24 protein-coding genes are annotated in these 25,337 nt (G+C 57.1%); 19 read left to right on the forward strand and 5 right to left on the reverse strand.

The genetic code is table 11. From position 1 onward, the window contains the following. The 6 genes from ccmE to mlaA are packed head-to-tail and all read left to right on the forward strand — an operon-like array spanning position 1 to position 5,457. A complete protein-coding gene (gene ccmE / locus B1H58_RS13240; protein ID WP_085070955.1) occupies positions 1-486 on the forward strand; it encodes a cytochrome c maturation protein CcmE in 486 nt (161 codons plus the stop codon). Then, a complete protein-coding gene (locus B1H58_RS13245) occupies positions 483-2,438 on the forward strand; it encodes a heme lyase CcmF/NrfE family subunit (protein WP_085070956.1) in 1,956 nt (651 codons plus the stop codon). Before ccmE ends, B1H58_RS13245 begins: the two co-directional genes overlap by 4 nt. Then, a complete protein-coding gene (locus B1H58_RS13250) occupies positions 2,435-2,992 on the forward strand; it encodes a DsbE family thiol:disulfide interchange protein (protein ID WP_085070957.1) in 558 nt (185 codons plus the stop codon). Before B1H58_RS13245 ends, B1H58_RS13250 begins: the two co-directional genes overlap by 4 nt. After that, the gene (locus tag B1H58_RS13255; RefSeq protein ID WP_085070958.1) at positions 2,989-3,450 is read left to right on the forward strand and encodes a cytochrome c-type biogenesis protein; all 462 of its coding nucleotides are present in this window, start codon (positions 2,989-2,991) and stop codon (positions 3,448-3,450) included. The genes B1H58_RS13250 and B1H58_RS13255 overlap by 4 nt, the downstream gene beginning before the upstream one ends. After that, entirely contained in the window at positions 3,447-4,661 is a 1,215-nt protein-coding gene (gene ccmI / locus B1H58_RS13260) for a c-type cytochrome biogenesis protein CcmI (RefSeq protein ID WP_085070959.1), read from the forward strand. Before B1H58_RS13255 ends, ccmI begins: the two co-directional genes overlap by 4 nt. Before the next feature lie 34 nt (positions 4,662-4,695). After that, complete coding sequence (gene mlaA, locus B1H58_RS13265) at positions 4,696-5,457, forward strand: phospholipid-binding lipoprotein MlaA (RefSeq protein WP_085070960.1); 762 nt, start codon at positions 4,696-4,698, stop codon at positions 5,455-5,457. A 140-nt stretch (positions 5,458-5,597) separates the two neighbouring features. Here the strand turns inward: mlaA and fadL are convergent, their stop codons facing one another. After that, positions 5,598-6,938, reverse strand: a complete 1,341-nt coding sequence (gene fadL, locus B1H58_RS13270; protein WP_085070961.1) for a long-chain fatty acid transporter FadL — start codon at positions 6,936-6,938, stop codon at positions 5,598-5,600. Positions 6,939-7,285: 347 nt separating this feature from the next. Here fadL and B1H58_RS13275 point away from each other — a divergent pair, with 347 nt between their 5' ends. The 4 genes from B1H58_RS13275 to sixA all read left to right on the forward strand — a co-directional run bounded on the left by B1H58_RS13275 (position 7,286) and on the right by sixA (position 11,894). Continuing rightward, on the forward strand, positions 7,286-7,582 hold the full coding sequence (locus tag B1H58_RS13275) for a YfcZ/YiiS family protein (protein WP_085070962.1): 297 nt from the start codon (positions 7,286-7,288) through the stop codon (positions 7,580-7,582). A 202-nt stretch (positions 7,583-7,784) separates the two neighbouring features. Beyond that, on the forward strand, positions 7,785-9,095 hold the full coding sequence (fadI, locus tag B1H58_RS13280) for an acetyl-CoA C-acyltransferase FadI (protein ID WP_085070963.1): 1,311 nt from the start codon (positions 7,785-7,787) through the stop codon (positions 9,093-9,095). 4 nt (positions 9,096-9,099) lie between these two features. Then, a complete protein-coding gene (fadJ, locus tag B1H58_RS13285) occupies positions 9,100-11,241 on the forward strand; it encodes a fatty acid oxidation complex subunit alpha FadJ (RefSeq protein ID WP_085070964.1) in 2,142 nt (713 codons plus the stop codon). A gap of 170 nt (positions 11,242-11,411) precedes the next feature. After that, complete coding sequence (gene sixA / locus B1H58_RS13290; protein WP_085070965.1) at positions 11,412-11,894, forward strand: phosphohistidine phosphatase SixA; 483 nt, start codon at positions 11,412-11,414, stop codon at positions 11,892-11,894. A 12-nt stretch (positions 11,895-11,906) separates the two neighbouring features. Here sixA and smrB read toward each other — a convergent pair whose 3' ends face one another. Continuing rightward, on the reverse strand, positions 11,907-12,455 hold the full coding sequence (gene smrB, locus B1H58_RS13295) for an endonuclease SmrB (protein ID WP_085070966.1): 549 nt from the start codon (positions 12,453-12,455) through the stop codon (positions 11,907-11,909). A gap of 166 nt (positions 12,456-12,621) precedes the next feature. On the opposite strand from smrB, the gene prmB reads away from it, so the two are divergent. The 6 genes from prmB (at position 12,622) to B1H58_RS13325 (ending at position 17,224) form a co-directional block, all read left to right on the forward strand. Next, positions 12,622-13,554 (forward strand): 50S ribosomal protein L3 N(5)-glutamine methyltransferase, encoded by a 933-nt coding sequence (prmB, locus tag B1H58_RS13300; protein WP_085072313.1) that lies wholly within the window; start codon positions 12,622-12,624, stop codon positions 13,552-13,554. A gap of 21 nt (positions 13,555-13,575) precedes the next feature. After that, entirely contained in the window at positions 13,576-14,661 is a 1,086-nt protein-coding gene (gene aroC / locus B1H58_RS13305; protein WP_085070967.1) for a chorismate synthase, read from the forward strand. A gap of 2 nt (positions 14,662-14,663) precedes the next feature. Continuing rightward, on the forward strand, positions 14,664-15,488 hold the full coding sequence (gene mepA / locus B1H58_RS13310) for a penicillin-insensitive murein endopeptidase (protein WP_085070968.1): 825 nt from the start codon (positions 14,664-14,666) through the stop codon (positions 15,486-15,488). An 8-nt stretch (positions 15,489-15,496) separates the two neighbouring features. Then, complete coding sequence (locus B1H58_RS13315) at positions 15,497-16,300, forward strand: sulfite exporter TauE/SafE family protein (protein WP_085070969.1); 804 nt, start codon at positions 15,497-15,499, stop codon at positions 16,298-16,300. A gap of 64 nt (positions 16,301-16,364) precedes the next feature. Then, positions 16,365-16,913 carry an elongation factor P hydroxylase gene (locus B1H58_RS13320; protein WP_085070970.1) on the forward strand — a complete coding sequence of 183 codons (549 nt, stop codon included), beginning with the start codon at positions 16,365-16,367 and terminating at the stop codon, positions 16,911-16,913. A 29-nt stretch (positions 16,914-16,942) separates the two neighbouring features. Next, positions 16,943-17,224 (forward strand): YfcL family protein, encoded by a 282-nt coding sequence (locus B1H58_RS13325; protein WP_085070971.1) that lies wholly within the window; start codon positions 16,943-16,945, stop codon positions 17,222-17,224. A 161-nt stretch (positions 17,225-17,385) separates the two neighbouring features. Here B1H58_RS13325 and mnmC read toward each other — a convergent pair whose 3' ends face one another. Beyond that, the gene (gene mnmC, locus B1H58_RS13330) at positions 17,386-19,395 is read right to left on the reverse strand and encodes a bifunctional tRNA (5-methylaminomethyl-2-thiouridine)(34)-methyltransferase MnmC2/FAD-dependent 5-carboxymethylaminomethyl-2-thiouridine(34) oxidoreductase MnmC1 (protein WP_085070972.1); all 2,010 of its coding nucleotides are present in this window, start codon (positions 19,393-19,395) and stop codon (positions 17,386-17,388) included. Positions 19,396-19,553: 158 nt separating this feature from the next. On the opposite strand from mnmC, the gene fabB reads away from it, so the two are divergent. Next, positions 19,554-20,771 carry a beta-ketoacyl-ACP synthase I gene (gene fabB, locus B1H58_RS13335; RefSeq protein ID WP_085070973.1) on the forward strand — a complete coding sequence of 406 codons (1,218 nt, stop codon included), beginning with the start codon at positions 19,554-19,556 and terminating at the stop codon, positions 20,769-20,771. 170 nt (positions 20,772-20,941) lie between these two features. After that, the gene (locus tag B1H58_RS13340) at positions 20,942-22,138 is read left to right on the forward strand and encodes an arabinose transporter (RefSeq protein ID WP_085070974.1); all 1,197 of its coding nucleotides are present in this window, start codon (positions 20,942-20,944) and stop codon (positions 22,136-22,138) included. 27 nt (positions 22,139-22,165) lie between these two features. Here the strand turns inward: B1H58_RS13340 and pdxR are convergent, their stop codons facing one another. Continuing rightward, positions 22,166-23,590, reverse strand: coding sequence for a MocR-like pyridoxine biosynthesis transcription factor PdxR (gene pdxR / locus B1H58_RS13345; protein ID WP_085072314.1), 1,425 nt, complete (start codon positions 23,588-23,590; stop codon positions 22,166-22,168). 87 nt (positions 23,591-23,677) lie between these two features. On the opposite strand from pdxR, the gene B1H58_RS13350 reads away from it, so the two are divergent. Beyond that, the gene (locus tag B1H58_RS13350; RefSeq protein ID WP_085070975.1) at positions 23,678-24,130 is read left to right on the forward strand and encodes a rhodanese-like domain-containing protein; all 453 of its coding nucleotides are present in this window, start codon (positions 23,678-23,680) and stop codon (positions 24,128-24,130) included. Here B1H58_RS13350 and flk read toward each other — a convergent pair whose 3' ends face one another. Beyond that, on the reverse strand, positions 24,131-25,177 hold the full coding sequence (gene flk, locus B1H58_RS13355; protein ID WP_085070976.1) for a flagella biosynthesis regulator Flk: 1,047 nt from the start codon (positions 25,175-25,177) through the stop codon (positions 24,131-24,133). It abuts the gene before it with no gap. Positions 25,178-25,337: the final 160 nt, after the last annotated feature.

The following is a 25,337-nucleotide window of genomic DNA, read 5'->3' on the forward strand; positions in this document are numbered from 1 at the left end:
GTGAATACCCGTCGTAAAAACCGTCTTTATGTGGTCGTGGCGATTCTGACTGGCCTGGGCCTGGCAACGGCATTAGTGATGTATGCGCTGCGCGCTAATATCGACCTGTTCTATACCCCCAGCGAAATACTCTATGGTAAAGGCGAAGCGCATACGCTGCCGGAACCCGGTCAGCGGCTGCGCGTTGGCGGTATGGTGATGCCCGGCAGCGTTAAGCGGGATGAGAAAACGTTGCGCGTCTCTTTTAAGCTGTATGACGCTAACGGCGTGATTAACGTCAGCTATGAAGGCATCCTGCCCGATCTGTTCCGCGAAGGGCAGGGCGTGGTGGCGCAGGGCGAATTGCAGGCGGGCAATTTGATCCAGGCGAAAGAAGTGCTGGCGAAGCATGACGAAAAATATACCCCGCCGGAAATCAGCGATGCGATGAAGAAAAACCATCAGGGAACAATGGCGACAGCGCTGCCGCAGGGTGATCGCCAATGATGCCGGAAATTGGTCATTTCTTGCTTTGTCTGGGCCTGGCGCTGGCGCTGCTGTTGACTCTCTATCCCCTATGGGGCGCTGCGCGCCAGGACAGCAGGCTAATGGGGCTGGCGCGACCGCTCGCCGTTGGCCTGTTCTTCTGCGTGGCTGGCAGCTTTCTGCTGCTGGTGCATGCCTTTGTGGTTAATGACTTTACCGTTGCCTATGTGGTCAGCAATTCTAATAGCCAGCTACCGCTGTATTACCGCATCGCCGCGACCTGGGGAGCGCATGAGGGATCTCTGCTGCTGTGGGTATTGATGCTCAGCGGCTGGACGCTGGCGGTGGCGATATTTAGTCGCGCCATGCCACAGGATGCGATCGCGCGCGTGCTGGCGGTTATGGGCATGATTAACTTTGGCTTTTTGCTGTTTATCATTTTTACGTCCAACCCATTTGCCCGTACCCTGCCGGACTATCCCATTGACGGCCACGATCTGAATCCGATGCTGCAGGATATCGGTCTGATTTTCCATCCGCCGCTGCTCTATATGGGGTACGTTGGTTTTTCAGTCGCCTTTGCGTTCGCTATCGCTTCACTGATGGCGGGGCGGCTGGATACGGCCTGGGCGCGCTGGTCACGGCCCTGGACGCTGGCAGCCTGGCTGTTCCTGACCATCGGCATCGTGTTGGGTTCCGCCTGGGCCTACTACGAACTGGGCTGGGGCGGCTGGTGGTTTTGGGATCCGGTGGAAAATGCCTCTTTTATGCCGTGGCTGGTAGGCACAGCATTGATTCACTCGCTGGCGGTAACGGAAAAGCGCGGTGCCTTTAAAGCCTGGACCGTACTGCTGGCGATCGCAGCCTTCTCCCTCAGCCTGCTGGGAACATTTCTGGTGCGCTCCGGCGTGCTGGTTTCGGTGCATGCTTTTGCCTCCGATCCGGCTCGCGGCATGTTTATCCTCGCGTTTCTGGTGATCGTTATCGGCTGCTCTCTGTTGCTGTATGCGGTAAAAGGCGGGCGGGTGCGCAGCAGGGTGCAAAACGATTTCTGGTCACGCGAGTCATTCCTGTTGGGCAACAACGTATTGTTGATGGCTGGCATGCTGGTGGTGCTGCTGGGAACACTGCTGCCGCTGGTGCATAAGCAACTGGGGCTGGGCACTATCTCGGTGGGCGAACCCTTTTTTAATACCATGTTCACCTGGCTGATGGCGCCTTTTGCGCTGTTGCTGGGCATCGGCCCACTGGTACGCTGGCGACGCGATGAACCGCAAAAGCTCTGGAAGCGGCTGGCTCTGGCGCTGTTGCTCACGCTGCTGCTGTCAATCATTCTGCCGTGGCTGATGCAGGATCGCATCGAGGCGATGACGGTAGTAGGCCTGATGATGGCGCTGTGGGTGATTATTCTTACGCTGCTGGAGCTGCACGAGCGCGCTACGCATCGTCATACTCTGCTGCGTGGTATCCGGCATCTCTCGCGCAGCCACTGGGGCATGGTGCTGGGGCATCTGGGCGTTGCGGTTACGGTGATCGGCATCGCCTTTAGCCAGAATTACAGCATTGAGCGTGACGTACGTATGAAGGCGGGCGACAGCGTGGATATTCATCATTATCACTTTGTTTTTCACGATATACGTGAACTGAACGGCCCTAACTACAGCGGCGGAGCGGCAATCATTGAGGTGACGCGTGACGGCAGGCCGGAAGCAACGCTGCGGGCGGAAAAGCGCTACTACAGCGTGGCGCGCAGCATGATGACCGAAGCGGCGATTGATGGCGGCCTGACGCGCGATCTGTACGCCGCGCTTGGCGAAGAGCTGGATGACGGCTCCTGGGCGGTGCGTATTTATTACAAACCTTTTGTGCGCTGGATATGGTACGGCGGCCTGTTTATGGCCTTCGGCGGCCTGCTTTGTCTGCTGGACCCGCGTTATCGCAGCCGTAAAAAAGCGCAGCGGGAGGGGGCATGAACAAGAAACTTTTTTATATTCCGCTAATCCTGTTTTTGCTGCTGGCGCTGGCGCTAATGTGGCAGCTAACGCGTAACGCTGAAGGCGACGATCCGACGCGGCTGGAGTCGGCGCTGATCGGTAAGCCGGTGCCGTTGTTTAAGCTGGAGTCGCTTGAGCGTCCGGGACAGGTTTACAATCAGACGGCACTGGCGGACGGCAAGCCGCTGCTGCTGAACGTCTGGGCAACCTGGTGTCCTACCTGCCGCGCCGAGCATCAGTATCTGAACAGGCTGGCAGAGCAGGGCGTGCGGGTGGTCGGTCTGAATTACAAGGATGACCGCGCAAAAGCGGTGACCTGGCTAAACACGCTGGGAAATCCTTATGCGCTGAGCCTGTATGACGGCAGCGGCATGCTTGGGCTGGATCTGGGGGTATATGGCGCGCCTGAAACCTTCCTGATTGATGGTCAGGGCATTATTCGCTATCGCCATGCAGGCGATCTTAACGCACAGATCTGGCAGCGGGAAGTTGCGCCGCTGTGGCAAAAATACAGCAGGGAGGCGGTACAATGAAGCAGCTATTAATATTGCTGGCGGGGCTGTTGTTCAGCCTGAACGCGCTGGCAGCGATTGAAACCTGGCAATTTGATTCTGCCGCGCAGGAGCAGCAGTACCGTGAGCTGACTGCCTCGCTGCGTTGCCCAAAATGTCAAAATAATAGCATTGCCGATTCGAATGCGATGATCGCGGCGGATATGCGCCTGAAGGTCTATCAGCTGTTGAAGCAGGGCCAGGATAAGCATCAGATCACGCAGTATATGATTGACCGCTACGGCAATTTCGTTACCTACCAACCGCCGGTTACGCCATCAACGCTGATCCTGTGGGCCGGTCCATTGCTGTTTATTATCGCGGGGGCGCTGGTGATTTTTCTACGTGGCCGTCGTCAGCCGGAGGCCGACGAGCAACTGAATGCGGGCGATCGACAGCGCCTCGACGCGCTGCTGAAAGATGACAGGAAATCGTCATGACTCTTTTCTGGATAGTGCTTACCGGTCTGCTGCTGGCTGCGTTGCTGTTACTGTTAACTGCTGGCTGGCGAGGCGATCGTCAGCCGCCGGTGGATCGTGATACGTTAAATAAAATGTTCTACCAGCAGCGCCTGAATGAACTGGAGCAGGATGAGGCACAGGGCGTAATCGCCGCCCGCCAGCCGATGGTGCAGGAGCTACAGCAAACGTTGCTGACTGATATTCCTTCCTCTTCTTTATGCACACCGGCGCGTCCGCTAAGTCGCTGGGTGCTGCTGCCCGGTGCGCTGTTGCTGGTGGTGGTGAGCCTGGGATGTTATCTGAAAACCGGCGATCTGTCGGGCCTGATCGTCTGGCATCAGGTGCAGGATGATTATCCCGCGCTGCGCGCGCGTTTGCTGGATCCGCAGGCGCAGTCGTTAACGCCGGAGGAGCTGGCGCGTCTGGGGCTGGGGCTGCGCACGGCGCTGCAGCAGGATGGCAGTAAGCTGCATGACTGGCTTATGCTGGGGCGCATCGGCATGGTGTTAAATAATCGCGATACGGCCGTTGAGGCGTTTCAGCGCGCATTACAGCTGGCGCCGAATAACGAAGAGGTAAAACTCAGCTATGCTGAAGTGCTGACCCGCTCCAGCGATCCACAGGATAACCGTGAAGCGCAGGCGATGCTCAATGTTATGCAACAGCAGGATCCGGCGAATATGCGTCTGCTGAGTCTGATCGCCTTTAATGCTTTTCAGCAGCAAGAGTACACACAGGCGATTAACGCCTGGCAAACCATGCTGAGGCAGTTACCGGCCAGCGATCCGCGTACAGAACAGGTGCAGCGAAGTATCCAACAGGCGAAAACGGCCGCCGGACTGCAAACCAGCCAGCTTTCGCTCACTATCACGCTGGCAGATGCTGTAGAAAAAATGTTACCGCCGGACGGAGTCATGTATATTTCTGTTTCTGACGGTGTTTCACCGGTTCCGGTGGCAGTGAAAAAGCTGCCGCTGAGTCATTTTCCGCTATCGCTGACGCTGGATGACAGCAATGCCATGATGCCGGAACGTCTGCTTTCGGCGCTGCATCAGGTGAAAGTTCGCGTGCGTATTGCGCGTGACGGCAGCGCAACTCCCCGGCCAGGCGACTGGTTCGGCGAGAGTGCGTTAACACCTTTTGATGGTCATCAGCATCTTGCTGTTGAGATTAATCAGCAGCAGCCCTGAAGCGGTAAGCATTTAATTATACAGGGAGAAAATTATGAACTTCCGCCTGACGGGGTTGGCGCTGGCCGGCATTTTGTTAGCAGGCTGCGCCAGTTCACAGCATAACGACGAACCGCAGGGGCGTTCCGATCCGCTGGAAGGTTTTAACCGCACGATGTTTGATTTCAACTACAACGTGCTGGATCCTTATGTGCTGCGCCCGGTAGCGGTCGCCTGGCGTGACTATGTGCCGGTTCCGGCGCGTACCGGCGTCAGTAATTTCCTTGGCAACCTGAGTGAGCCGGCGGCAATGGTGAACTCATTCCTGCGTGGCGATCCCTATCGCGGTATGGTGCACTTTAACCGCTTCTTCCTGAATACCGTGCTGGGTCTGGGTGGCTTTATCGATGTTGCCGGCATGGCGAACGATAAGCTGGCGCGTGAAGAGCCGCCGCGCTTTGGCGGTACGCTGGGGACCTGGGGCGTCGGCTACGGGCCATATGTGGTGCTGCCTGGCTACGGCAGTTTTACGCCGCGTGAAGATGGCGGTGACTATCTTGATACGCTCTATCCGGTGCTTGGCTGGCTGAGCTGGCCAATGTCTGCCGGAAAATGGGTGCTGGAAGGGGTAGAAACGCGGGCACAGCTGCTGGATTCCGATGCGATTTTGCGTAATACCAGCGATCCTTACGCTTTCGTGCGTAACGCTTACTTCCAGCGTCACGACTTCCTTGCCCACGGTGGCAAGCTGAAGCCGCAGGAGAACCCTAACGCGCAGGCGATTCAGGGCGATCTGGATGAGATCGACGCCGAGTAAAGATAAAAAAGCGGGGAATTCCCGCTTTTTATTGCACCAGGCGCGAGGCGCGGACCGAACGCCCTGCGCATGCACCCGTAATGCCATTAAAAAGGCGGGAGATCTCCCGCCTTTTTACCTTTATCAAATCCGCCCGCTTATCAGAAGCGATAGTTAAAGCTGGCACCGTACAGCCATGCCTTACCTTCTGAGCTAAATTCGTAAGGCGTGGTAGTACCGTTGCGTGCGGTCGCCACTGGATCGATGCCTTCACGCACGGTGACTTTCTGTCCGTGCATATAAGAAACGCCCACATCCACCGACGCGTTCTCATTAAAGGCGTATGAGGCGCCAGCGCTCAGCCACAGGCGATCCTGATCCGGAATCGAGATAGAACGCTTATCGGCCGGAACCGGGCTGTCATCAAAGGCGATACCGGTGCGGAACGTCCAGTGTTCGTCATAGAACCAGGTGGTACCGAGCGCAATACGGTAAGCATCACGATAGCTTTCATCTTTATAGAAAAGCTGCTGACCGTTGCTGCCGGTAGCCCTCAGCTCCTGGAACTGACTCCAGCTGGTGTAGGCCAGGCTATAGTGCACCGCCCACTGCGGAGCAACTTTATGATAGCCTGAGACTTCCCACATTTCCGGCAGGTTCAGGGTCAGCGCGCCCGGAATAGTACTGCCGCTGGTGCCGTAAGGCAGATCCAGTCCTGCTCCACCGATAATCGGGTTTAACTGCGAAGGAATGGCGCTTTTGTAATCGCCGTTAAAATCGATTTTTACTTCGGAACGGTAGGTCAGGCCGAAGCGGTTATCATCATCCACTTCATATAAAATACCGGCGTTCCAGCCATAGCCCCATTCATCGCCTTTCAGGTGCGCAATTTGCGTATCCGCCGCGACCGCTGGCAAACCTACAGCTGGCAGCAGGCCGCCAAGTTCGCCCATATAGCGTTCGATTTTCGCCCGCGCATAAACCGCATTGAATCCCACGCCGAAGCTGAAGTGCTCATCCATGCGCCATGCGGTGCTGAGATTAAGGTTAGTGGTCAGCAAATCGGTTTTACCGCCGAATGCGCCGCCCGCATAATCATTATTAAACTCGGTAGCCAGACCGTAATTTGTGGTTGCGGAAGCGCCCACCCACCACTGGTCATTAATGGGTTGCACATAATGAATATTCGGTACCCATTGCGTTGGGGCAATATTATTCGCACGCAGGCTATTACCCGCGCCGCTATCGCCATCAATATTGACATCGGGATCGATAAATACCGCGCCAACAGAAAACATTGGGCGATCCATTAATGTCATCGTCGCTGGGTTACGGCTGGCAGAGGCTGCCGTGTCGCCCATTGCCCCTTCGCCTGAATAAGATCGACCCAAACCGATTGAGGAAAATTCATTGAGTTGAAAGCCCGCTGCATAAAGATTTGAGGAAGCGATTGCGACTGCTACTGCTAAAGCTGACTTTGCACACAGGTTTTTATGGTTCATGACCACAACCTCATTATGTGATTTTTATAAAATCTGTTACATCAAGTAACAAGGAGCCGGGGATTTTAGGGGCTGAAATACAACGGACAAATCAGACCAGTGCGCACAGTATAGGTCTGACCTGTGTCTATGTTGCAATCTTGTTCTTTAAATATTTCAAATGTGATCGATAAAATAAGATCTCCTTAACAAAAAAAGGCGCTTTCCTGAATCGAAGCGCGCTTAATCCTGCGTCAGATCAATATTATTCGTGATTGCGTTCACACAAGTTAGTGCAGATAAAAAGGCGGGGGTAAAATAACCGGCAGTTAAAATTGACTGTATAAAAAGCATGCCAGGAGAGAGCGATGAGTGATGCTTTAAATAAATGTAGCGCTAACGAAACAGCAGCCTGCTGCTGCGTTGATGTCGGCACCGTAATGGATAACAGCGATTGTACCGCCTCATGGTCACGCCTGTTTGAGAACCGTCAGCAGGCAGAAGCGATGCTGGCCTCACTCACGGAAAAAGCGCGCGGCGTTGAATCTGAACCTTGTATTATCACCCCGATCTTCACTGAGCAGCCTGACGGCGTGCGTCTGGATGTGGATTTTACCTTTAGCTGCCAGGCGGAAACCCTCATCTTCCAGCTCGGCCTGCGCTAAGTCCTGCCTGTCGGCGCAGGAAACGGCGCCGATTTTCCTTGCCTGCAATGCCGGAGCTCGTGCCGGTTTCATCTTTTCGGCAACTGTGTTGCTGCTCTCATTTTCTCGCCGCGCCGCTGGCACGCTTAAACAAACTGTTTACACTGTGCAGGTCTGACCTCTTTGGCAATGATGCTGCGGTCGCGGTTAACAGGTGAGAATAATGAGCAGAGCGCTTCCTTTGCTGACGCGTCAGGGCGATCGCATCGCCATTACCCACGGACTTCGTACCCCCTTTGCCCGTCAGGCGACAGCGCTGCACGGCATTCCGGCGGTCGAGCTGGGAAGGATGGTGGTCAGCGAACTGATGGCCCGGAGCGAAATCCCGGCGGAGATCATTGAACAGCTGGTTTTCGGACAGGTCATTCAGATGCCTGAAGCGCCCAATATTGCGCGCGAAATTGTATTAAGCAGCGGTCTCAACGTTCAAACCGATGCCTACAGCGTCAGCCGCGCCTGCGCCACTAGTTTTCAGGCGGTGGCTAATCTGGCGGAAAGCCTGCTGGCCGGTAGCGTCAGCGCCGGTATCGCCGGCGGAGCCGATTCCTCATCTGTTTTACCGATTGGCGTCAGTAAAAAACTGGGCAGAACGCTGGTCGACCTCACTAAAGCCCGTACCCTGAGTAAAAAACTCAGGCTGTTTAGCCAGCTGCGTCCGCGAGACCTCTTGCCGGTGCCGCCTGCGGTAGCGGAGTATTCTACCGGACTACGCATGGGCGATACCGCTGAACAGATGGCGAAAACGCATGGTATCAGCCGCGAGCAGCAGGATGCGCTGGCGCACCGTTCCCATCAGCGCGCAGCGCAGGCCTGGCGGGAAGGTAAGTTAACGGATGAAGTGATGACAACCTGGGTGCCGCCATGGCGCGCAGCGCTTCAGCAGGATAATAATGTACGTGAAAACAGCGCCGTTGAGGATTATGCTCGGCTGCGTCCCGCCTTTGACCGTCAACATGGCAGCGTGACGGCGGCCAACAGCACACCGCTTACCGACGGCGCCGCTGCGGTTATCCTGATGACCGAATCGCGCGCGCGCGAACTGGGGATTACGCCGCTGGGCTACCTGCGTAGCTACGCCTTTACCGCTACCGATGTCTGGCAGGATATGCTGCTGGGGCCGTCATATGCCTCGCCGCTGGCACTGGATCGTGCGGGCGTAACGCTAAGCGATCTTACGCTGATTGATATGCATGAGGCATTCGCCGCGCAAACGCTGGCTAATCTGAAAGTATTTCGCGACGAGCGTTTTGCCCGCGAGGTGCTTAATCGTCCCCAGGCGCTGGGGGACGTGGACCAGGAGAAGTTTAACGTTCTCGGTGGCTCTATCGCCTATGGACATCCTTTTGCCGCAACCGGCGCGCGCATGATTACGCAAACGCTGAACGAACTGCGCCGGCGCGGTGGCGGTCTTGGTCTGGTTACCGCCTGTGCGGCGGGTGGGCTGGGTGCGGCAATGGTACTGGAGGTTGAATAAGGTCATGGAACAGCAATCCGCATTTCATCTGAGCATGCGCAGCGACAATGTCGGCATCATCGTTATTGATGTCCCCGATGAAAAAATGAATACCCTGAAGGCGGCATTTATTGAACAAATTCGGGCGATGATAACTCAGGCGCGGCAAAACCCGACGCTGGCCGGACTGGTGTTCATTTCCGGCAAGCCGGATTCCTTTATTGCCGGCGCGGATATCAGCATGATCGATCGGTGCCACAGTGCCGATGAGGCGCGCAAACTGGCCGAGCAGGGGCAGCGTGTGATGTCAGAGATTGCCGCGCTGCCGGTGCCGGTAGTGGCCGCGATCCACGGTGCCTGCCTTGGCGGCGGGCTGGAACTGGCGCTGGCGTGCGATCGGCGCGTTTGTACGCTGGATGATAAAACCCGGCTTGGATTACCGGAAGTACAGCTGGGCCTGCTGCCCGGCAGCGGCGGCACACAACGCCTGCCGCGTTTGATTGGCGCATCCCAGGCGTTGAATTTGATTCTTACCGGTAAAACCCTGCGGGCAAAGCAGGCGCTGAAGCTGGGACTGGTTGATGAGGCGGTACCGCACAGCATTCTGCTGGAAACGGCGGTTAAGCTGGTGCTGAAAGGCAAAAGCGCGCATCGTCAGTTGCCATTGCGTGAGCGTCTGCTGAACGGACCGGCGGGGCGCGCCATTCTGTTTCAACTGGCGGCACGCCAGAGCGAGGCGAAAACACACGGCAACTATCCGGCTACGCGACGTATCCTGGAGGCGGTAAAAACCGGGCTGGAGCAGGGGATGCGGGCCGGTCATGAAACAGAAGCGCTTGCCTTTGGCGAACTCACCATGACCGCGCAGGCCGCCGCGTTGCGCCAGCTGTTTTTTGCCAACACCGCGCTGAAAAAAGAGTATGACGCTGAATCCGCCACGTTACGCAGTATTGGCGTACTGGGCGGTGGATTGATGGGCGGCGGCATCGCCGCCGTTACCGCAACCAAAGCGAAACTGCCGGTGCGTATTAAAGATGTCAGCGTGGAAGGAATTAACCATGCGATGAAATATAGCTGGGAGTTGCTGAGTAAAAAGGTCCGGCGACGCCAAATTAGCGCCGCCGAACGCCAGCGTCAGATGGCGCTGATTACCGGCAGCACCGACTATCGCGGCTTTAGTCAGCGCGATCTGATTATCGAAGCGGTGTTTGAAGATCTCAGCTTAAAGCAGCAGATGGTGGCGGAAGTAGAACAGCATTGCGCCCCTGATACGGTTTTCGCCTCGAACACCTCCTCCCTGCCGATAGCCCGCATCGCCGCGCTGGCGCAGCGCCCGGAAAATGTTATCGGCCTGCACTACTTCAGCCCGGTAGAAAAAATGCCGCTGGTGGAAGTGATACCGCATCAAACCACCTCCGCCCGTACCATTGCCACCACCGTGGCGCTGGCAAGGCAGCAGGGAAAAACAGCGATTGTGGTAGCCGACCGCCCTGGTTTTTACGTTAACCGTATTCTGGCACCCTATATAAATGAAGCCATGCGCTGTGTGCTGGAAGGCGAGCCTATTGAAGTGGTAGACAACGCGCTGATTAAATTCGGCTTCCCGGTGGGTCCGGTACAGCTGCTGGATGAGGTCGGTATCGATGTCGGCACTAAAATCCTGCCGATTCTGGAACAGGAATATGGCATGCGTTTCGCCGCGCCGGAAGCCTTCGCCGCCGTGCTCAACGATAACCGCAAAGGGCGTAAGAACGGGCGCGGTTTCTATCGTTATCAGGGCGGAAAAAAACGCCCCGATAAAACCATTTACTCTCTGCTGCATATTCAGCCGCAGCATCGGCTGGACGGTGCGCTGATTGTTCAACGCTGCGTGATGATGATGTTGAATGAGGCGGCGCGCTGCCTGGAAGAGGGGATCATACGCAGCCCGCGCGATGGCGATCTGGGCGCGGTGTTCGGCATCGGCTTTCCTCCTTTCCTGGGCGGTCCTTACCGCTATATGGATAGCCTGGGGATCGCCAATGTGGTTAATACATTAGCCAGCCTGATGCATCAGTACGGCGATCGTTTTTCTCCCTGCGAAGCGCTTCGCCAACGCGCCGAGCGCGGTGAACACTTTTACAATTCATTACCGGAAGTTAATACCCACAATGATTCAGCGGCTTAGGCAGGGCGCAATTTCATTGCGTCGGGCGGCAGATTCCGACAATAGCTCGTTTAATAAACAATCGGTTGACTATACTCAAGTCATTAGGTTACAACACAGCGTTCATTCGCAGAATGAAGCGTCGGACAGCCTGATGATCTGACGATTTTGTTAAACAACAGCGGTGCTTTATGCAAGTTTTTATCATGCGTCACGGCGACGCTGCACTTGAGGCAGCCAGTGATTCGGTTAGGCCTCTTACCCATTGTGGTTGTGATGAATCACGCCAGATGGCGAGCTGGCTAAACAGCCAGACTCTGGATATTGAACGGGTGCTGGTCAGTCCCTACCTGCGGGCAGAGCAGACGCTGGCAACAGTACGTGAAGCCCTGCGGCTACCGCAGGAGCAGGAAGTCTTACCTGAGCTGACACCGGGCGGCGATCCGGCGCTGGTGGCCTGCTATCTACAGACTCTGGCGAAAGAGGGCGTGAAATCCGTGCTGGTTATTTCGCATCTTCCCCTGGTTGGCTATCTGGTATCGGAGCTTTGTCCGCAGGAGCCACCGCCGATGTTTGCCACCTCGGCCATTGCCTGTATCGATTTTGATGCCGAAAACAGCGAAGGCATTTTAAAGTGGCAGGTTAGCCCCTCTAAGCTGGCAAAAGCGATGTAATCCTCTCTGCCGTCAGGGTAACTCTGGCGGTTGCCACTCTTCTACTTCAATCAGCACCAGCAAGGCCGCATCGCCCCCAAAGGCTTTAGGTGCCTGATGAAACGCCATCACAAAAGGATGCTGCGCCAGCCACAGCGGCGTTTGCTGCTTCAGGACATGCTTGCCGTGACCGTGCATCACGCTGGCGCAAAAGATATGTTCGCGCCGACAGGCGGCGATCAGCGCGCCCAGTTCCTGTTTGGCCTGCTGCTGCGTTAACCCATGCAGATCGAGAAAAATTTCCGGCGTATAGTCGCCGCGCCGCAGTTTTTTTAATTCATAGTGGCTGACATCACTGCGCACATAGCGTACCGGACCTTCCTCTGCCAGCAGCGGCTGAAACTCATCTGAGAAATAGTGGCTGTTATCTGCCTGTTCCGAAAGCTGACGCTTCAGCGAAACCTCCGCTTTCTTACGCACCGGCTTATGCACCAGGGTATCCTGCTTTAGCTTGCGGGTGCCACTCATCAGCTGACGAAACAGCGCTTTATCATCGTCGCTGAGCTGCTCTTTTTTCTTCATAATCTTCAATTATCTGCTGGTTGAAAGTCGCAGGCTGCACGGCCTGTCGGCTACGATAACCCGCATTGTAAACAAAAGTCAGCTTTTTCACCTCGCCGCGCTGAATTCTTGCCCGCTTCATGGCAAACTACCCGCCGTAATTACGGAACGGCCTGTGGAGGGCAACGTGGACAAAATTTTCGTCGATGAGGCAGTGAATGAACTGCATACCATTCAGGACATGCTGCGCTGGGCGGTGAGCCGTTTTGCCGCTGCCAATATCTGGTACGGCCACGGCACGGATAATCCCTGGGACGAAGCTGTTCAGCTGGTTCTGCCTACCCTTTACCTGCCGCTGGATATTCCTGAAGAGATGCGCAACGCGCGCCTGACCTCCAGCGAGCGCCACCGTATCGTTGAGCGCGTTATCCGCCGTGTTAATGAACGGATTCCGGTGGCCTACCTCACCAATAAATCCTGGTTTTGCGGTCATGAATTTTATGTTGATGAGCGCGTGCTGGTGCCGCGTTCGCCAATTGGCGAGCTGATCAATAGCCGGTTCGCCGGACTGGTAAATCGCGCGCCACAGCATATTCTGGATATGTGTACCGGCAGCGGCTGTATCGCTATCGCCTGCGCCTACGCTTTTCCGGAGGCGGAAGTGGATGCCGTGGATCTCTCAATTGATGCGCTGGCGGTTGCCGAGCAGAATATTGACGAGCACGGTATGATTCATCAGGTTACGCCAATCCGCTCCGACCTGTTCCGCGATCTGCCCAGGCTGCAGTACGATCTGATCGTCACCAATCCGCCCTATGTTGATGCGGATGATATGGATGACCTGCCCAACGAGTACCGGCATGAGCCGGAACTGGGCCTGGCAGCAGGCAGCGATGGCCTGAAGCTGGTGCGGCGCATCCTCGCCTGCGCGCCAGACTATTTGCAGGAAGATGGCGTGCTGATTTGTGAAGTAGGCAACAGTATGGTGCATATGATGGAGCAGTATCCTGACGTGCCCTTTACCTGGCTGGAGTTTGATAACGGCGGCGACGGCGTGTTTATGCTGACCCGTCAGCAAATTATCGACGCACAGCATCATTTCAAATTCTTCAAAGATTAATCGCACAATAACGGAGCCGAGATGGCAGGCAACACGATTGGACAGATTTTTCGCGTCACCACCTTTGGTGAGTCGCATGGCATTGCGCTGGGCTGTATCGTTGACGGCGTACCGCCAGGTATTCCGCTAACCGAAGCGGATTTACAGCGGGATCTTGACCGGCGACGTCCGGGCACCTCGCGTTATACCACCCAGCGGCGTGAACCGGATCAGGTACGCATTCTGTCCGGCGTGTTTGAAGGCGTCACCACCGGCACCAGTATTGGGTTACTGATTGAAAATACCGATCAGCGTTCGCAGGATTACGGCGCGATCAAAGATCTGTACCGTCCGGGCCATGCCGATTACACCTACGAGCAAAAGTATGGTCTGCGTGACTATCGCGGCGGCGGGCGCTCTTCCGCACGCGAAACGGCGATGCGCGTCGCGGCCGGTGCCATTGCGAAAAAATATTTGCAGATGAAGTTCGGCGTTCAGGTACGTGGCTATCTGGCGCAGATCGGTGATGTTGCCTGCGAGCTGAAAGACTGGGATCAGGTTGAGCAAAACCCCTTCTTCTGTCCCGATCCCGACAAGCTGGAGGCGCTGGACGAGCTGATGCGGGCGCTGAAGAAAGAGGGAGACTCGATTGGCGCGAAAGTGACGGTCGTTGCGGAAAATGTGCCGGTCGGCCTTGGCGAGCCGGTATTTGATCGTCTGGATGCGGATCTGGCCCACGCACTGATGAGCATCAATGCGGTGAAAGGGATTGAAATCGGCGACGGTTTTGCCGTGGTGAATCAGCGTGGCAGTCAGCATCGCGATGAGATCCGCGCCAGCGGCTTCCAGAGCAACCATGCGGGCGGCATTCTCGGCGGCATCAGCAGCGGTCAGGCGGTGATTGCCCATCTGGCGATGAAACCCACCTCCAGCATTACCGTGCCGGGTAAAACCATTACCCGCACGGGTGAAGAGGTGGAGATGATCACCAAAGGGCGTCACGATCCCTGCGTAGGGATCCGTGCGGTGCCGATCGCGGAAGCAATGATGGCGATCGTGCTGATGGATCATCTGCTGCGCCACCGTGCACAGTGCGCTGACGTTTCTACCACCATTCCTCGCTGGTAATGATGAAGAAAACGCTTCTTATGCTGGGCGCGCTGCTGCTCAGCCCATCGACGCTGGCGGCCACGCCATGGCAGCGCATTACTTCGCCGATCCCCGGCTCGCCGCAGGCGATTGGCGCATTTGCCAACGGATGTATTGTCGGCGCACAGCCGCTGCCGCTGAATAATCCCGCTTATCAGGTCATGCGCCCGGATCAGCGACGCTATTTTGGTCATCCTGACCTGATCCTGTTTATCCAGCGCCTGACGACTCAGGTTCATAATCTGGGGCTGGGGCAGGTGCTGATTGGCGATATGGGCATGGCTGCAGGCGGGCGCTTCAGCAGCGGTCATGCCAGCCATCAGAGCGGGCTGGACGTTGATATCTGGCTGCAGCTACCGAAAAAACGCTGGACACCGCAGATGCTATTGAAGCCGCAACCGCTTGATTTGGTGAGCGCCGACGGCAAGCGCGTCGTGGCGCGCCACTGGAAGCCGGAGATCAGCAGCCTGATTAAACTGGCGGCAAAAGATGAGCAGGTCACGCGCATTTTTGTCAATCCGGCGATCAAAAAGCAGCTCTGCGCTGATGCCGGTAGCGATCGCGACTGGCTGCGCAAGGTGCGCCCGTGGTTTGCTCACCGCGCCCATATGCATGTCCGCCTGCGTTGTCCGCCGGATAGCCTGGAGTGTCAGGATCAGGCGCCGCCGCCGCCGGGTGATGGCTGCGATGCTGAGCTGGAAAGCTGGTTTTTGCCGAAAAAACCAGGCAGCGGAGCATCGGTGAAGCGAGAACCGCCGCCGCTGCCGCCATCCTGTCAGGCGCTACTGGATAAACATTTACTTTAGGACTTTACATGGACTGGTTGGTTGTCACGCCGCAGATGATAGCGGTGCTGTTTTTTGTCGCTATGCTGGCTTCGTTTATCGATTCGATCGCTGGCGGCGGCGGCCTGCTTACCGTGCCTGCGCTGCTGTCAGCCGGGCTAACGCCTGCTCAGGTGCTGGCGACCAACAAACTGCAGGCGGTTGGCGGTTCTTTCTCTGCCAGCCTCTATTTTGTCCGGCGCGGCGCGGTATTGCTGCGCGAGCAGCGTCTGAATATCGCGATGACCTTTATCGGCGCGGTCTGCGGCACGCTGCTGGTGCAGCATGTGCGTTCCGACTTTTTGCGTCAGGTATTGCCGTTGCTGATTATCGGTATTGGCCTTTACTTCCTGCTGATGCCGCGCTTAGGCGAAGAGGATCGGCAGCGCCGCCTGTACGGGCTACCGTTTGCGCTGGTGGCGGGCGGCACGGTTGGTTTTTACGATGGCTTTTTCGGGCCGGGGGCCGGCTCTTTTTATGCGCTGGCTTTCGTGACGCTGGCCGGTTTCAATCTGGCTAAATCCACCGCGCACGCCAAAGTGCTTAATTTCACCTCTAACTTCGCCAGCCTGCTGTTTTTTATCATGGGCGGCAAAGTGGTGTGGAGCGTGGGGCTGGTGATGCTACTGGGTTCGATTTGCGGCGCGCGTCTGGGCGCACGGATGGTGCTGTCGCGCGGACAGAAGCTGATCCGTCCGATGGTAGTGATTGTTTCGGTGGTGATGAGCAGCAAGCTGCTGTATGAAGATTACGGCGCTGCCATTGGTCACTGGCTCACGCACCTTTTTGGATAATGCTCGTCAATGCGCATGCATAATGCGACAATTTGCGCGTTTTTTTTAGCAGACATATAAGTATATGAACACAACGCACCACTATCAGGACCTGATTAGCGTATTCGATCGCTGTTTCCAGGATGATTTTCAGACGCGTCTAATTAAAGGCGACGATGAACCCATTTATCTTCCGGCGGATGAAACGTCACCCTGGCATCGCGTGGTGTTTGCGCATGGTTATTACGCCAGCGCGCTGCATGAGATATCTCACTGGTGTATTGCCGGTGCTGAGCGTCGCAAGTTGGTTGATTTTGGTTACTGGTATTGCCCGGACGGACGTGACGCCGCCACGCAAAATCAGTTTGAATCGGTTGAGATTAAACCGCAGGCGCTGGAGTGGATGTTCAGCGTCGCGGCGGGCTTTCCCTTCAACGTAAGTTGTGACAATCTCAATGGCGATCATGAGCCGGATCGCATTGCGTTTCAGCGTAAGGTTTATGCTCAGGTAATGCACTATCTTGAAAACGGGATCCCGGCGCGCCCGGCCCGTTTTATCGCTGAATTACAGCGTTTTTATCACACGCCCCCGCTGACGGCGGCGCAGTTTCCCTGGCCGGAAGATCTGCGCTGAACGGAGGCGCGACATAATGAGGAATTGAGATGATCGCAGAATTTGAAACGCGTATTTTGGCCCTGATTGACGATATGGTCGAGCATGCCAGCGATGATGAGCTATTTGCCAGTGGCTACCTGCGCGGTCACCTCACTCTGGCGGTAGTGGAGCTGGAAAAGAGCGGCGAACATACTGCAGAGGCGCTACAGATCCAGGTGCAAAACAGCCTGCAAAACGCTATTGCCGCCGGTGAACTCTCGCCGCGCGATCAGGCGCTGGTGATCGGCATGTGGGATAATCTGTTTTTGCAGGCGCGCCAGCCCGCCTGATTTTTATTAAAAAACGGCGAAGCGTAACTGACCTTATACCGTGCCTGCGCGGGGAGTCCGGGCCGATCGTAAAGACGCAAAAAACGTTATCCCTGACAGCCCGGCCCGCGCCTTACTTGGCGCGGGCCGCTTTTTACATTTCCTGTACATATAAACTGCCGTCAGCTCACCGGCTTGCCTTTCAGTAGTTTCCGCACCCAGTAACGATTGGGGTTAAGAGCCGCCAGCGTATCGCGATCCAGCGGTATCGGCTCATCGCACAGCTGCGCCGCAAGGACTTCAGCCGCCAGCGGGCCGCTGCATAAACCGCGTGAGCCCAGCGCGCCCAGCACAAACAATCCCGACCATGTTGGAGCCGGCGTTATCTCTGCCAGCGCGTCGCGCTGCTGCGGCAGATCGGCATAGCACGCTAAAAGCGACTCATAATCCGGCAGATTGCCCGCCATCGGTAAGTGATCGCGTGTTGCGCAGCGCACGCCATTGCGGGCCTCACCGGCGCTCACGTCTACCGCTTGCGTCCACTCACTCGCGGGCAGACAGTGCCGTAGCCGCTGAAGGTTCTCCTGCTGATCCTCTTCACGATAATGCACCGAGGTATCGCCACGATGATAGCTGGCACCAATGCAGTGGGTATTAAACTGCGGGCTGACCGGCGTCAGATAACCTTCATAACACAACACCTGCCTGAGTTCGGTTAAGCCGGGCGCGGTTGGGATATGGCTCACCTGGCCGCTGACCGGATAGACCGGCAGTTTAGCGCTTTGCGCCAGCGCGCTAATGGCATGACCATTCGCCAGCACCAGGTTCTGATGCTGCCGATCCGGCGCGTTGGCAAATCGTAGCCGCCAGCCGTTATCCGTTTCTTCCAGCTGCTCTAAGCGATGTTGCCAGTAAACCTGTAGTCCCTGCTGTTGAGCCAGCGTAAACAGCGCCGTGGTGAGCTCTGCCGGGGCCAGCCAGCCGCCAGCAGGATAATGAATGCCGCTGCAGCCGAGCGTCACGCCTGCAAGCTGTTCGGCCTGCCCGACATCCACGCCCTGCGCCAGAGCTTCAGGCAGCGCCATTGCCAGCATGTGCTGAATTTTATCGTGACTCTTTTGATCCCACGCCAGCTGCGTCACGCCGCACCAGTCATGGGCAAAAGCCACCGGCAGGCTGTCATAGAGCCGCCGTGCAAAGCTGAAGGCGGCGGGGAAAAACTGAGCCAGCGCCGGATCGTGCTGGTTAAGCAGTGGATAGAGCGCGCCCTGGCGGTTGCCGGAGGCGTTTTGCGCCGGCGCATCGTCAGCACAGTAGAGCGTAACCTGTTTGCCACGGCGCAGCAGCGCCAGCGCCAGAAGTATGCTGGCAATACCGCCGCCGATAAGGGCAATCTCCTCGCCAGCGGCAGGAGTACGCGCATACCAGGGAGCGGAAGGGGGCAGAGCAGGCGCATCAGCCAGCATACCGCACAGCATTTCACGTTTGTGACCAAAACCTTTGCGCCTGGTCACTGCAAAGCCCGCCTGTTGCAGCCCACGCCGCACAAAACCTGCGGCGGTAAAGGTCGCGAAGCTGCCGTCAGCGCGTGCCAGCCGCGCCATCGTCTCAAACAGCGCGGGCGTCCACATCTCCGGGTTTTTAGAGGGCGCAAAGCCATCAAGAAACCAGGCATCCACGCTACGCTGCAGGCTGTCATCAAAATGATGAATAAGCGTATTAACATCGCCAAACCAGAGATCCAGCGTGACGCGCCCGCCATCCAACAGCAAACGATGGCATCCAGGCAGCGCCAGCGGCCACTGCTGACGCAGCTGTGCAGCGTATGGCTCCAGTTCTGGCCAGCGTCTGTGAGCGGCTGCGAGGTCCTGCTGGGTCAGCGGAAACTTCTCCATGCTGATAAAGTGCAGGCGCTGCAAAGTTGCCTGTGGGTGCGCCTGATGAAAGCGATCAAAGGCGCGCCACAGCGTCAAAAAATTAAGACCGGTGCCAAAACCGGTTTCTGCGGCAACAAATAAGGCGCGTGAATGCGTGGCAAAGCGGGCGGGTAGCTTATTGCCGCCCAGAAAGACATACTGGGTCTCTTCCAGGCCGTTCTGGTTAGAAAAATAGACATCATCAAATTCTCGGGATACAGGTGTACCCTGATCGTTCCAGTCCAGTTTTGCATGTTCTATCGGAATGTTTTTCAACGGGAATGGCTCACTTATCAGGCAGTGCCGCGATTTTAGCGAGAGCGGTCACATCACGCAAATTTACGCAACTATTTTGCTGATCGGACTTGTTCGGCGTACAAGTGTAAGCTAGAGTGCCTGTCAAAACCTAATTATGATGATGGAAGAGGTATTTGATGAAACGTGCAGTGATTACTGGCCTGGGAATCGTTTCCAGCATTGGCAACAACCAGGAAGAAGTCCTGGCATCTCTGCGTGAAGGTCGCTCTGGTATTACCTTCTCTCAGGAGATGAAAGATTCCGGCATGCGTAGTCACGTCTGGGGTAACGTTAAGCTTGATACCACCGGCCTCATCGATCGCAAAATCGTGCGTTTTATGAGTGATGCGTCCATTTATGCCTATCTTTCAATGGCTGAAGCGATTAAAGACGCTGGGCTGAGCGATGAAACGTACCAAAATAATCCGCGTGTGGGCCTGATTGCCGGTTCCGGCGGCGGTTCTCCTCGTTTCCAGGTGTTTGGCGCCGATGCTATGCGTAGCCCGCGCGGCCTGAAAGCAGTGGGTCCATATGTAGTAACCAAAGCGATGGCCTCTGGCGTTTCCGCCTGCCTGGCGACGCCGTTCAAAATCCACGGCGTTAACTACTCCATTAGCTCCGCCTGCGCCACTTCCGCGCACTGTATCGGTAACGCGGTAGAGCAGATCCAGTTGGGTAAACAGGACATCGTTTTTGCCGGCGGCGGCGAAGAGCTGTGCTGGGAAATGGCCTGTGAGTTTGATGCCATGGGCGCGCTGTCTACCCGTTATAACGACACGCCGGAAAAAGCGTCCCGTACTTATGATGCCAACCGTGACGGCTTTGTTATCGCTGGCGGCGGCGGCATGGTAGTGGTTGAAGAGCTGGAACATGCGCTGGCGCGTGGCGCGCATATCTACGCAGAGATCGTGGGCTACGGCGCGACCTCCGACGGCGCTGATATGGTTGCACCGTCAGGTGAAGGCGCAGTGCGCTGCATGAAAATGGCGATGCAGGGCGTGGATACCCCTATCGACTATATCAACACCCACGGCACCTCAACGCCGGTTGGCGATGCGAAAGAGCTGGGTGCGATTCGTGAAGTGTTTGGCGAGAACCAGCCGGCCATTTCCGCAACCAAAGCCATGACCGGTCACTCCCTGGGTGCCGCAGGCGTACAGGAAGCGATCTACACCCTGCTGATGCTGGAGCACGGTTTTATCGCGCCAAGTATTAACGTTGAAGAACTGGATCCGGTGGCGGAAGGAATGAACATCGTTACCACGCCAACCGAACGTCAACTGACCACGGTGATGTCCAACAGCTTCGGGTTTGGCGGCACCAACGCAACGCTGACGCTGCGTAAATATCAGTAATCGTTTAATGAAAAGCCCGGCGAAAGCCGGGCTTTTTTGTATCTGCAATCTGCTATCGTCATGATATTGCGTAAACTCTCACGTTACCAACGCATTCAGACCAGTGCTCTGCTGGCGTGATGGGCGCGGTAACTGACCTGCGTCCGCAATATTCAGGAGATACGTGACGAATGTCCGAGACGACAATCAATTCATCTTCCCGGAGTACGGCTTTAGTTGCCTGTACCTCCTTCGCAGTATTTTTAACCTATCTGACCGCAGGCCTGGCGCTGCCGGTTATTCCGCTGTTTGTACATCAGGAGCTGGGCTACAGCAACCTTATGGTTGGCGTGGCGGTAGGCATCCAGTTTTTCGCCACGCTGTTGACGCGTGGACTGGCCGGCAAGCGGGCCGATCGCCACGGTGCAAAAATCACTACCCAGCAGGGCATGATGGCAATCGCATTGGTTGGCGTCGCCTATTTGCTGGCGGCTCAGCTGGCGCTGCCAGCGGCAGGAAAATTCGCGCTGCTGGCGCTGGGCCGACTGCTGTTAGGGTTTGGCGAAAGCCTGCTGTTGACCGGCAACATGACCTGGGGACTGGGGCTGGTCGGGCCGAAGCGCTCCGGCCTTGTAATGTCCTGGAACGGCATGGCCATCTACGGCGCGCTGGCGGCTGGCGCGCCGCTGGGGCTGTGGATCCATGCGCACTGGGGGTTTAGCGGGCTGGGCGTCGTTGCGCTTGTCCTGCCGCTGCTGGCACTGGCGTTGAACAGCAGGATCCGGGCGGTTCCAACCCAGAGCGGCGAACGCCCATCGCTGTGGCGCGTGGTGGGACAAATTTTGTCACCGGGCAGCGCGCTGGCGCTGCAGGGCGTGGGTTTTGCGGTAATCGGCACCTTTACTTCGCTATGGTTTGCAGAGCGTCACTGGGGCAATGCGGGTTTTGCCCTGAGCGCCTTTGGCGGTGCTTTTGTATTGATGCGCATCTTTTTTGGCAACTTGCCTGACCGTTTGGGCGGCGTTCGCGTTGCGGTAGCTTCACTGGCCATTGAGGCGGCTGGACTGGTGCTGCTGGGATTTTCATTCAACGGCTGGATGGCGCTGGCGGGCGCAGCGCTGACCGGCTGCGGCTGTTCACTGGTCTTCCCGGCGTTGGGCGTGGAAGTGGTGAAACGCGTAGCGCCTCAGGTGCGAGGCACGGCGCTGGGCGGATTCGCTGCCTTTCAGGATGTGGCCTACGGCATCAGCGGACCGCTGACCGGCCTGCTGGCGACCTCGCTGGGGTATGGCTCGGTTTATTTTGCCGCTGCCGCATGCGCTTTGCTTGGCCTGCTGCTGTCACTGTTAATGGTGCGTCAGGTAAAAACGCCATCCGCACTATCATAGCGCTTATCACTACTGGCGGGCATAGATTCAGAACAGGGCCGCCAGCCGGTTCACGCCGCTGATGATTTCCGCGCGCTCCAGCGCGGAAAACCCCAGCAGCCAGCCCTGCTGTTCCGGCATATCGTTAAGCCAGCAGGGTGCCAGACGCGGCAACAGCAGCTGTTGCGCCGCTGCCCGTGCGGTCAGTTCAGCTTCATCCCCTTTACGCAGTAAAACCGTCATCTGCAGGCCGCCACGGCAGGGCAGTATCTCCAGCTGATCGGGCAACAGGGTGGTAAGCCGCTCCTGCAACAGATCACGCCGGCTGTGATAAAGCTGGCGCATCAGCCGCAGATGCGCTGCGTAATGGCCCTGCTCAATAAAGGCTGTGGTCACCGCCTGCGGCAGTTGTGCGCTGTGCCCATCCATCACGCTTCGTAAACGGATCAGCGGCGTCACCAGCGGTTCAGGCACCACCATCCATGCCAGACGCAGCGAAGGGAACAGCGATTTGGAAAAGGTGCCAAGATAGATGGTGCGCTGTGGCGCCAGTCCCTGCATGGCGGGCATCGGCTGCGCGTCGTACCAGAATTCGCTGTCGTAATCATCTTCGATAATCCAGCTTTGCCGCTTTTCTGCCAGCGCCAGCCACGCCAGCCGACGTTCAAGGCTAAGCGCCGGGCCAGCGGGATATTGATGCGAAGGCGTTAGGTAGATAAGCCGTGGCGTACCGTCGCCGGGTACGGCTCCCTGCTCATCAACCGCTACGCCAGTCACGCGCGCGCCTGCGCTATGAAAAGCGTGGCGCGCTCCGGGATAGCCCGGATTTTCCATCCATACCTCTTCGCCGCTGTCGAGCAGTAGCAGCGCCAGCATCTGTAATGCCTGCTGCGAGCTGGTTAACACCAGCAACTGCTCAGGCTCACAGCGCACGCCGCGCGCCTGAGCCAGCCAGGTGCTTAATGCCTGACGCAGCGGCAGCCAGCCTTGTGGATCGCCATAACGCATCAGGGCGTTACCATGCAGTTTTTGCTGGCGAGCAGTGAGCCTGCGCCAAAGCTCATGAGGAAATGCGCGCAGTTCCGGCGAGCCAGCGGCAAAAGCGTGAGGAAAGGGCGGATCCTGGCAGCCTCCGCTGGTGATGACCGTAGCTGCTCGTGCTGAAGGGGTAAAGGACAACGCGGCGGTGGATCTGCTGGCGGCGGGAGCGCGCACCGTAATAGCCACAAACGTTCCCTGGCCGGTTTTGCGATGCAGATAGCCTTCGCTTTCCAGCTGGCCGTAGGCGGCCTCTGCCGTTACCCGTGACAGTTTTAGCTCAGCGGCCAATAAACGCGAAGAGGGCAGACGGCTTCCTGCCGGCAGGCTGCCTTCGCTAATGGTCTGACGCAGCGCGCCGCAGAGCCGGTCACGCCGGGTCGCGCCCGTTTGGGCGGCGTAAAGCATGGAGATACGTGCGCTAAGCGAGGCCATAATGGGTCTTATCAGCAAAGAATAATCGGTATCAGTCATCATACCGAAGTACCGTTATGATGGCAGAAAAACCAACGGAGAAAAAACATGTCAATGACTTCCAGCGTTCTGGCTTTCCCCCCACCTGAAGCGGAGGCCAGCGCAGTCTGGCTGGCACATAAACTGGCGTATTACGCTGATGCATGGGACGTAGCCGAAGACTTAGCCAATGGCGTAACGGATATCGTGGTAATAGATGCACGTTCAGCGCAGGCGTGGCAGGCCGGGCATATCTGCGGCGCAGTGAATTTTCCCCATCGCGATATGACGCCGGAGAGTCTGGCGCGCCTCGATCGCAGCAAGGTCTATATCACCTACTGCGATGGCATCGGCTGCAATGGTTCGACTAAGGCGGCGTGGAAACTGGCCAGCGCCGGGCTGCGGGTAAAGGAGCTGATCGGCGGACTCGATTTTTGGCGTCGCGACCAGCATCCGGTTGTTACGGGAGATAGCCCTGGTGAATGGCCGCAGCAGGCTACGGCGCGTGACTGCGGCTGTTAATTAAAACAGCAGCCAAAGCAGGCCGATAACCAGCAGCACTATCAGCGCCGCCAGAGCAGGCCGGTTCGCCAGCGGCTGCAGCGGAGCCGGAAGCCAGGGAACCAGCGGATTATAGATAGGTTGCGGATTAATATCGCTGGCTGCCCGCGGCGTCTCGCTTTCGCTAATGCGTTCGGCGCGACGGGAAAATAGCAGATTCAGCAGATCCTGTGCCTGCGCGGTAGTCAAAATGGTCTGCGGCGTCGCCTGGAAATTCTGCTGGCTGTACGTTTCCAGCATCTGCTGTTCAGCATTATCCAGCGGATGCTTCAGCGCGGTCTCCAGCATATGCAGCGTTGGCGCATGCTGCTGGCTCAGTGTCTGACGAACCTGCAAATATTGCGTCAGCAGCGGAAAGTGGCGTAACGGGATAGGATCGCCGCTTTTCAGACCGACCAGCTTCAGGGCCGATGACCAGACCGTTGAGGGCTGCTCGCCGGTTGCGGCTGCCAATTTGACCACTTGTTGATTCAGCGTCTGATGTTCTGCAGGCAGCAGCGAGCGATCGCTGTTACGCGTTAACTGCGGCTGCGGAATGGTCATTTGCCCATTCTGCAACATGGTCAGCACCTGACGTAGCTGATCCTGCGACAGCGAACTGAGCACCGTATGACCAAAATGCTGGCGGATAAAATCGCTAACGGCCTGCCGGTTATTGCCCTGCGGCAGCAGCTCGGTCAGCTGGTGTAACAGTTGGCGGGTAGCGTGATTATTTTGTACCTGCGTAAGCCTGCCATTAAGAAAGTTTTCCGCAGCGGGGAAGTGGCGCGACTGCAACTCGGCATCGTTTTTCACTCCCACCTCACGGCGTAATCCCGCCCACAGCTCAGGCGCTTTCAGGGTACTGAGCGACATAATGCGCACCACCAGCCTTTCCAGCGTAGTGCGCTGGCCAGGAGAAAGCGGTTGCTCGCCGGGTGTGCCGCCGCTGCGCGGGGCCTGGCCGGATACGCCGGGTACAGTAGTACGATCGCCCTGGGGCGCGCCGGGGCCAGTAAGAGGTTGCATGGCGGAATCCTTAAAACGGCAGGTCAATATCCGGGGCGCGCCGGAAAAATAGAATAGTCGGCTATGATACCAATCCTGGCGCGGAAAATGTAGGGAATCAGGTGGGATAATTCATTACTGGCGGCGTTTATTACGGGCCGATGCGGGGAAGTCGCAGCAC

This window comes from Pantoea alhagi (genome assembly GCF_002101395.1).
In the GTDB taxonomy this organism is placed as follows: Bacteria; Pseudomonadota; Gammaproteobacteria; order Enterobacterales; family Enterobacteriaceae; genus Mixta; species Mixta alhagi.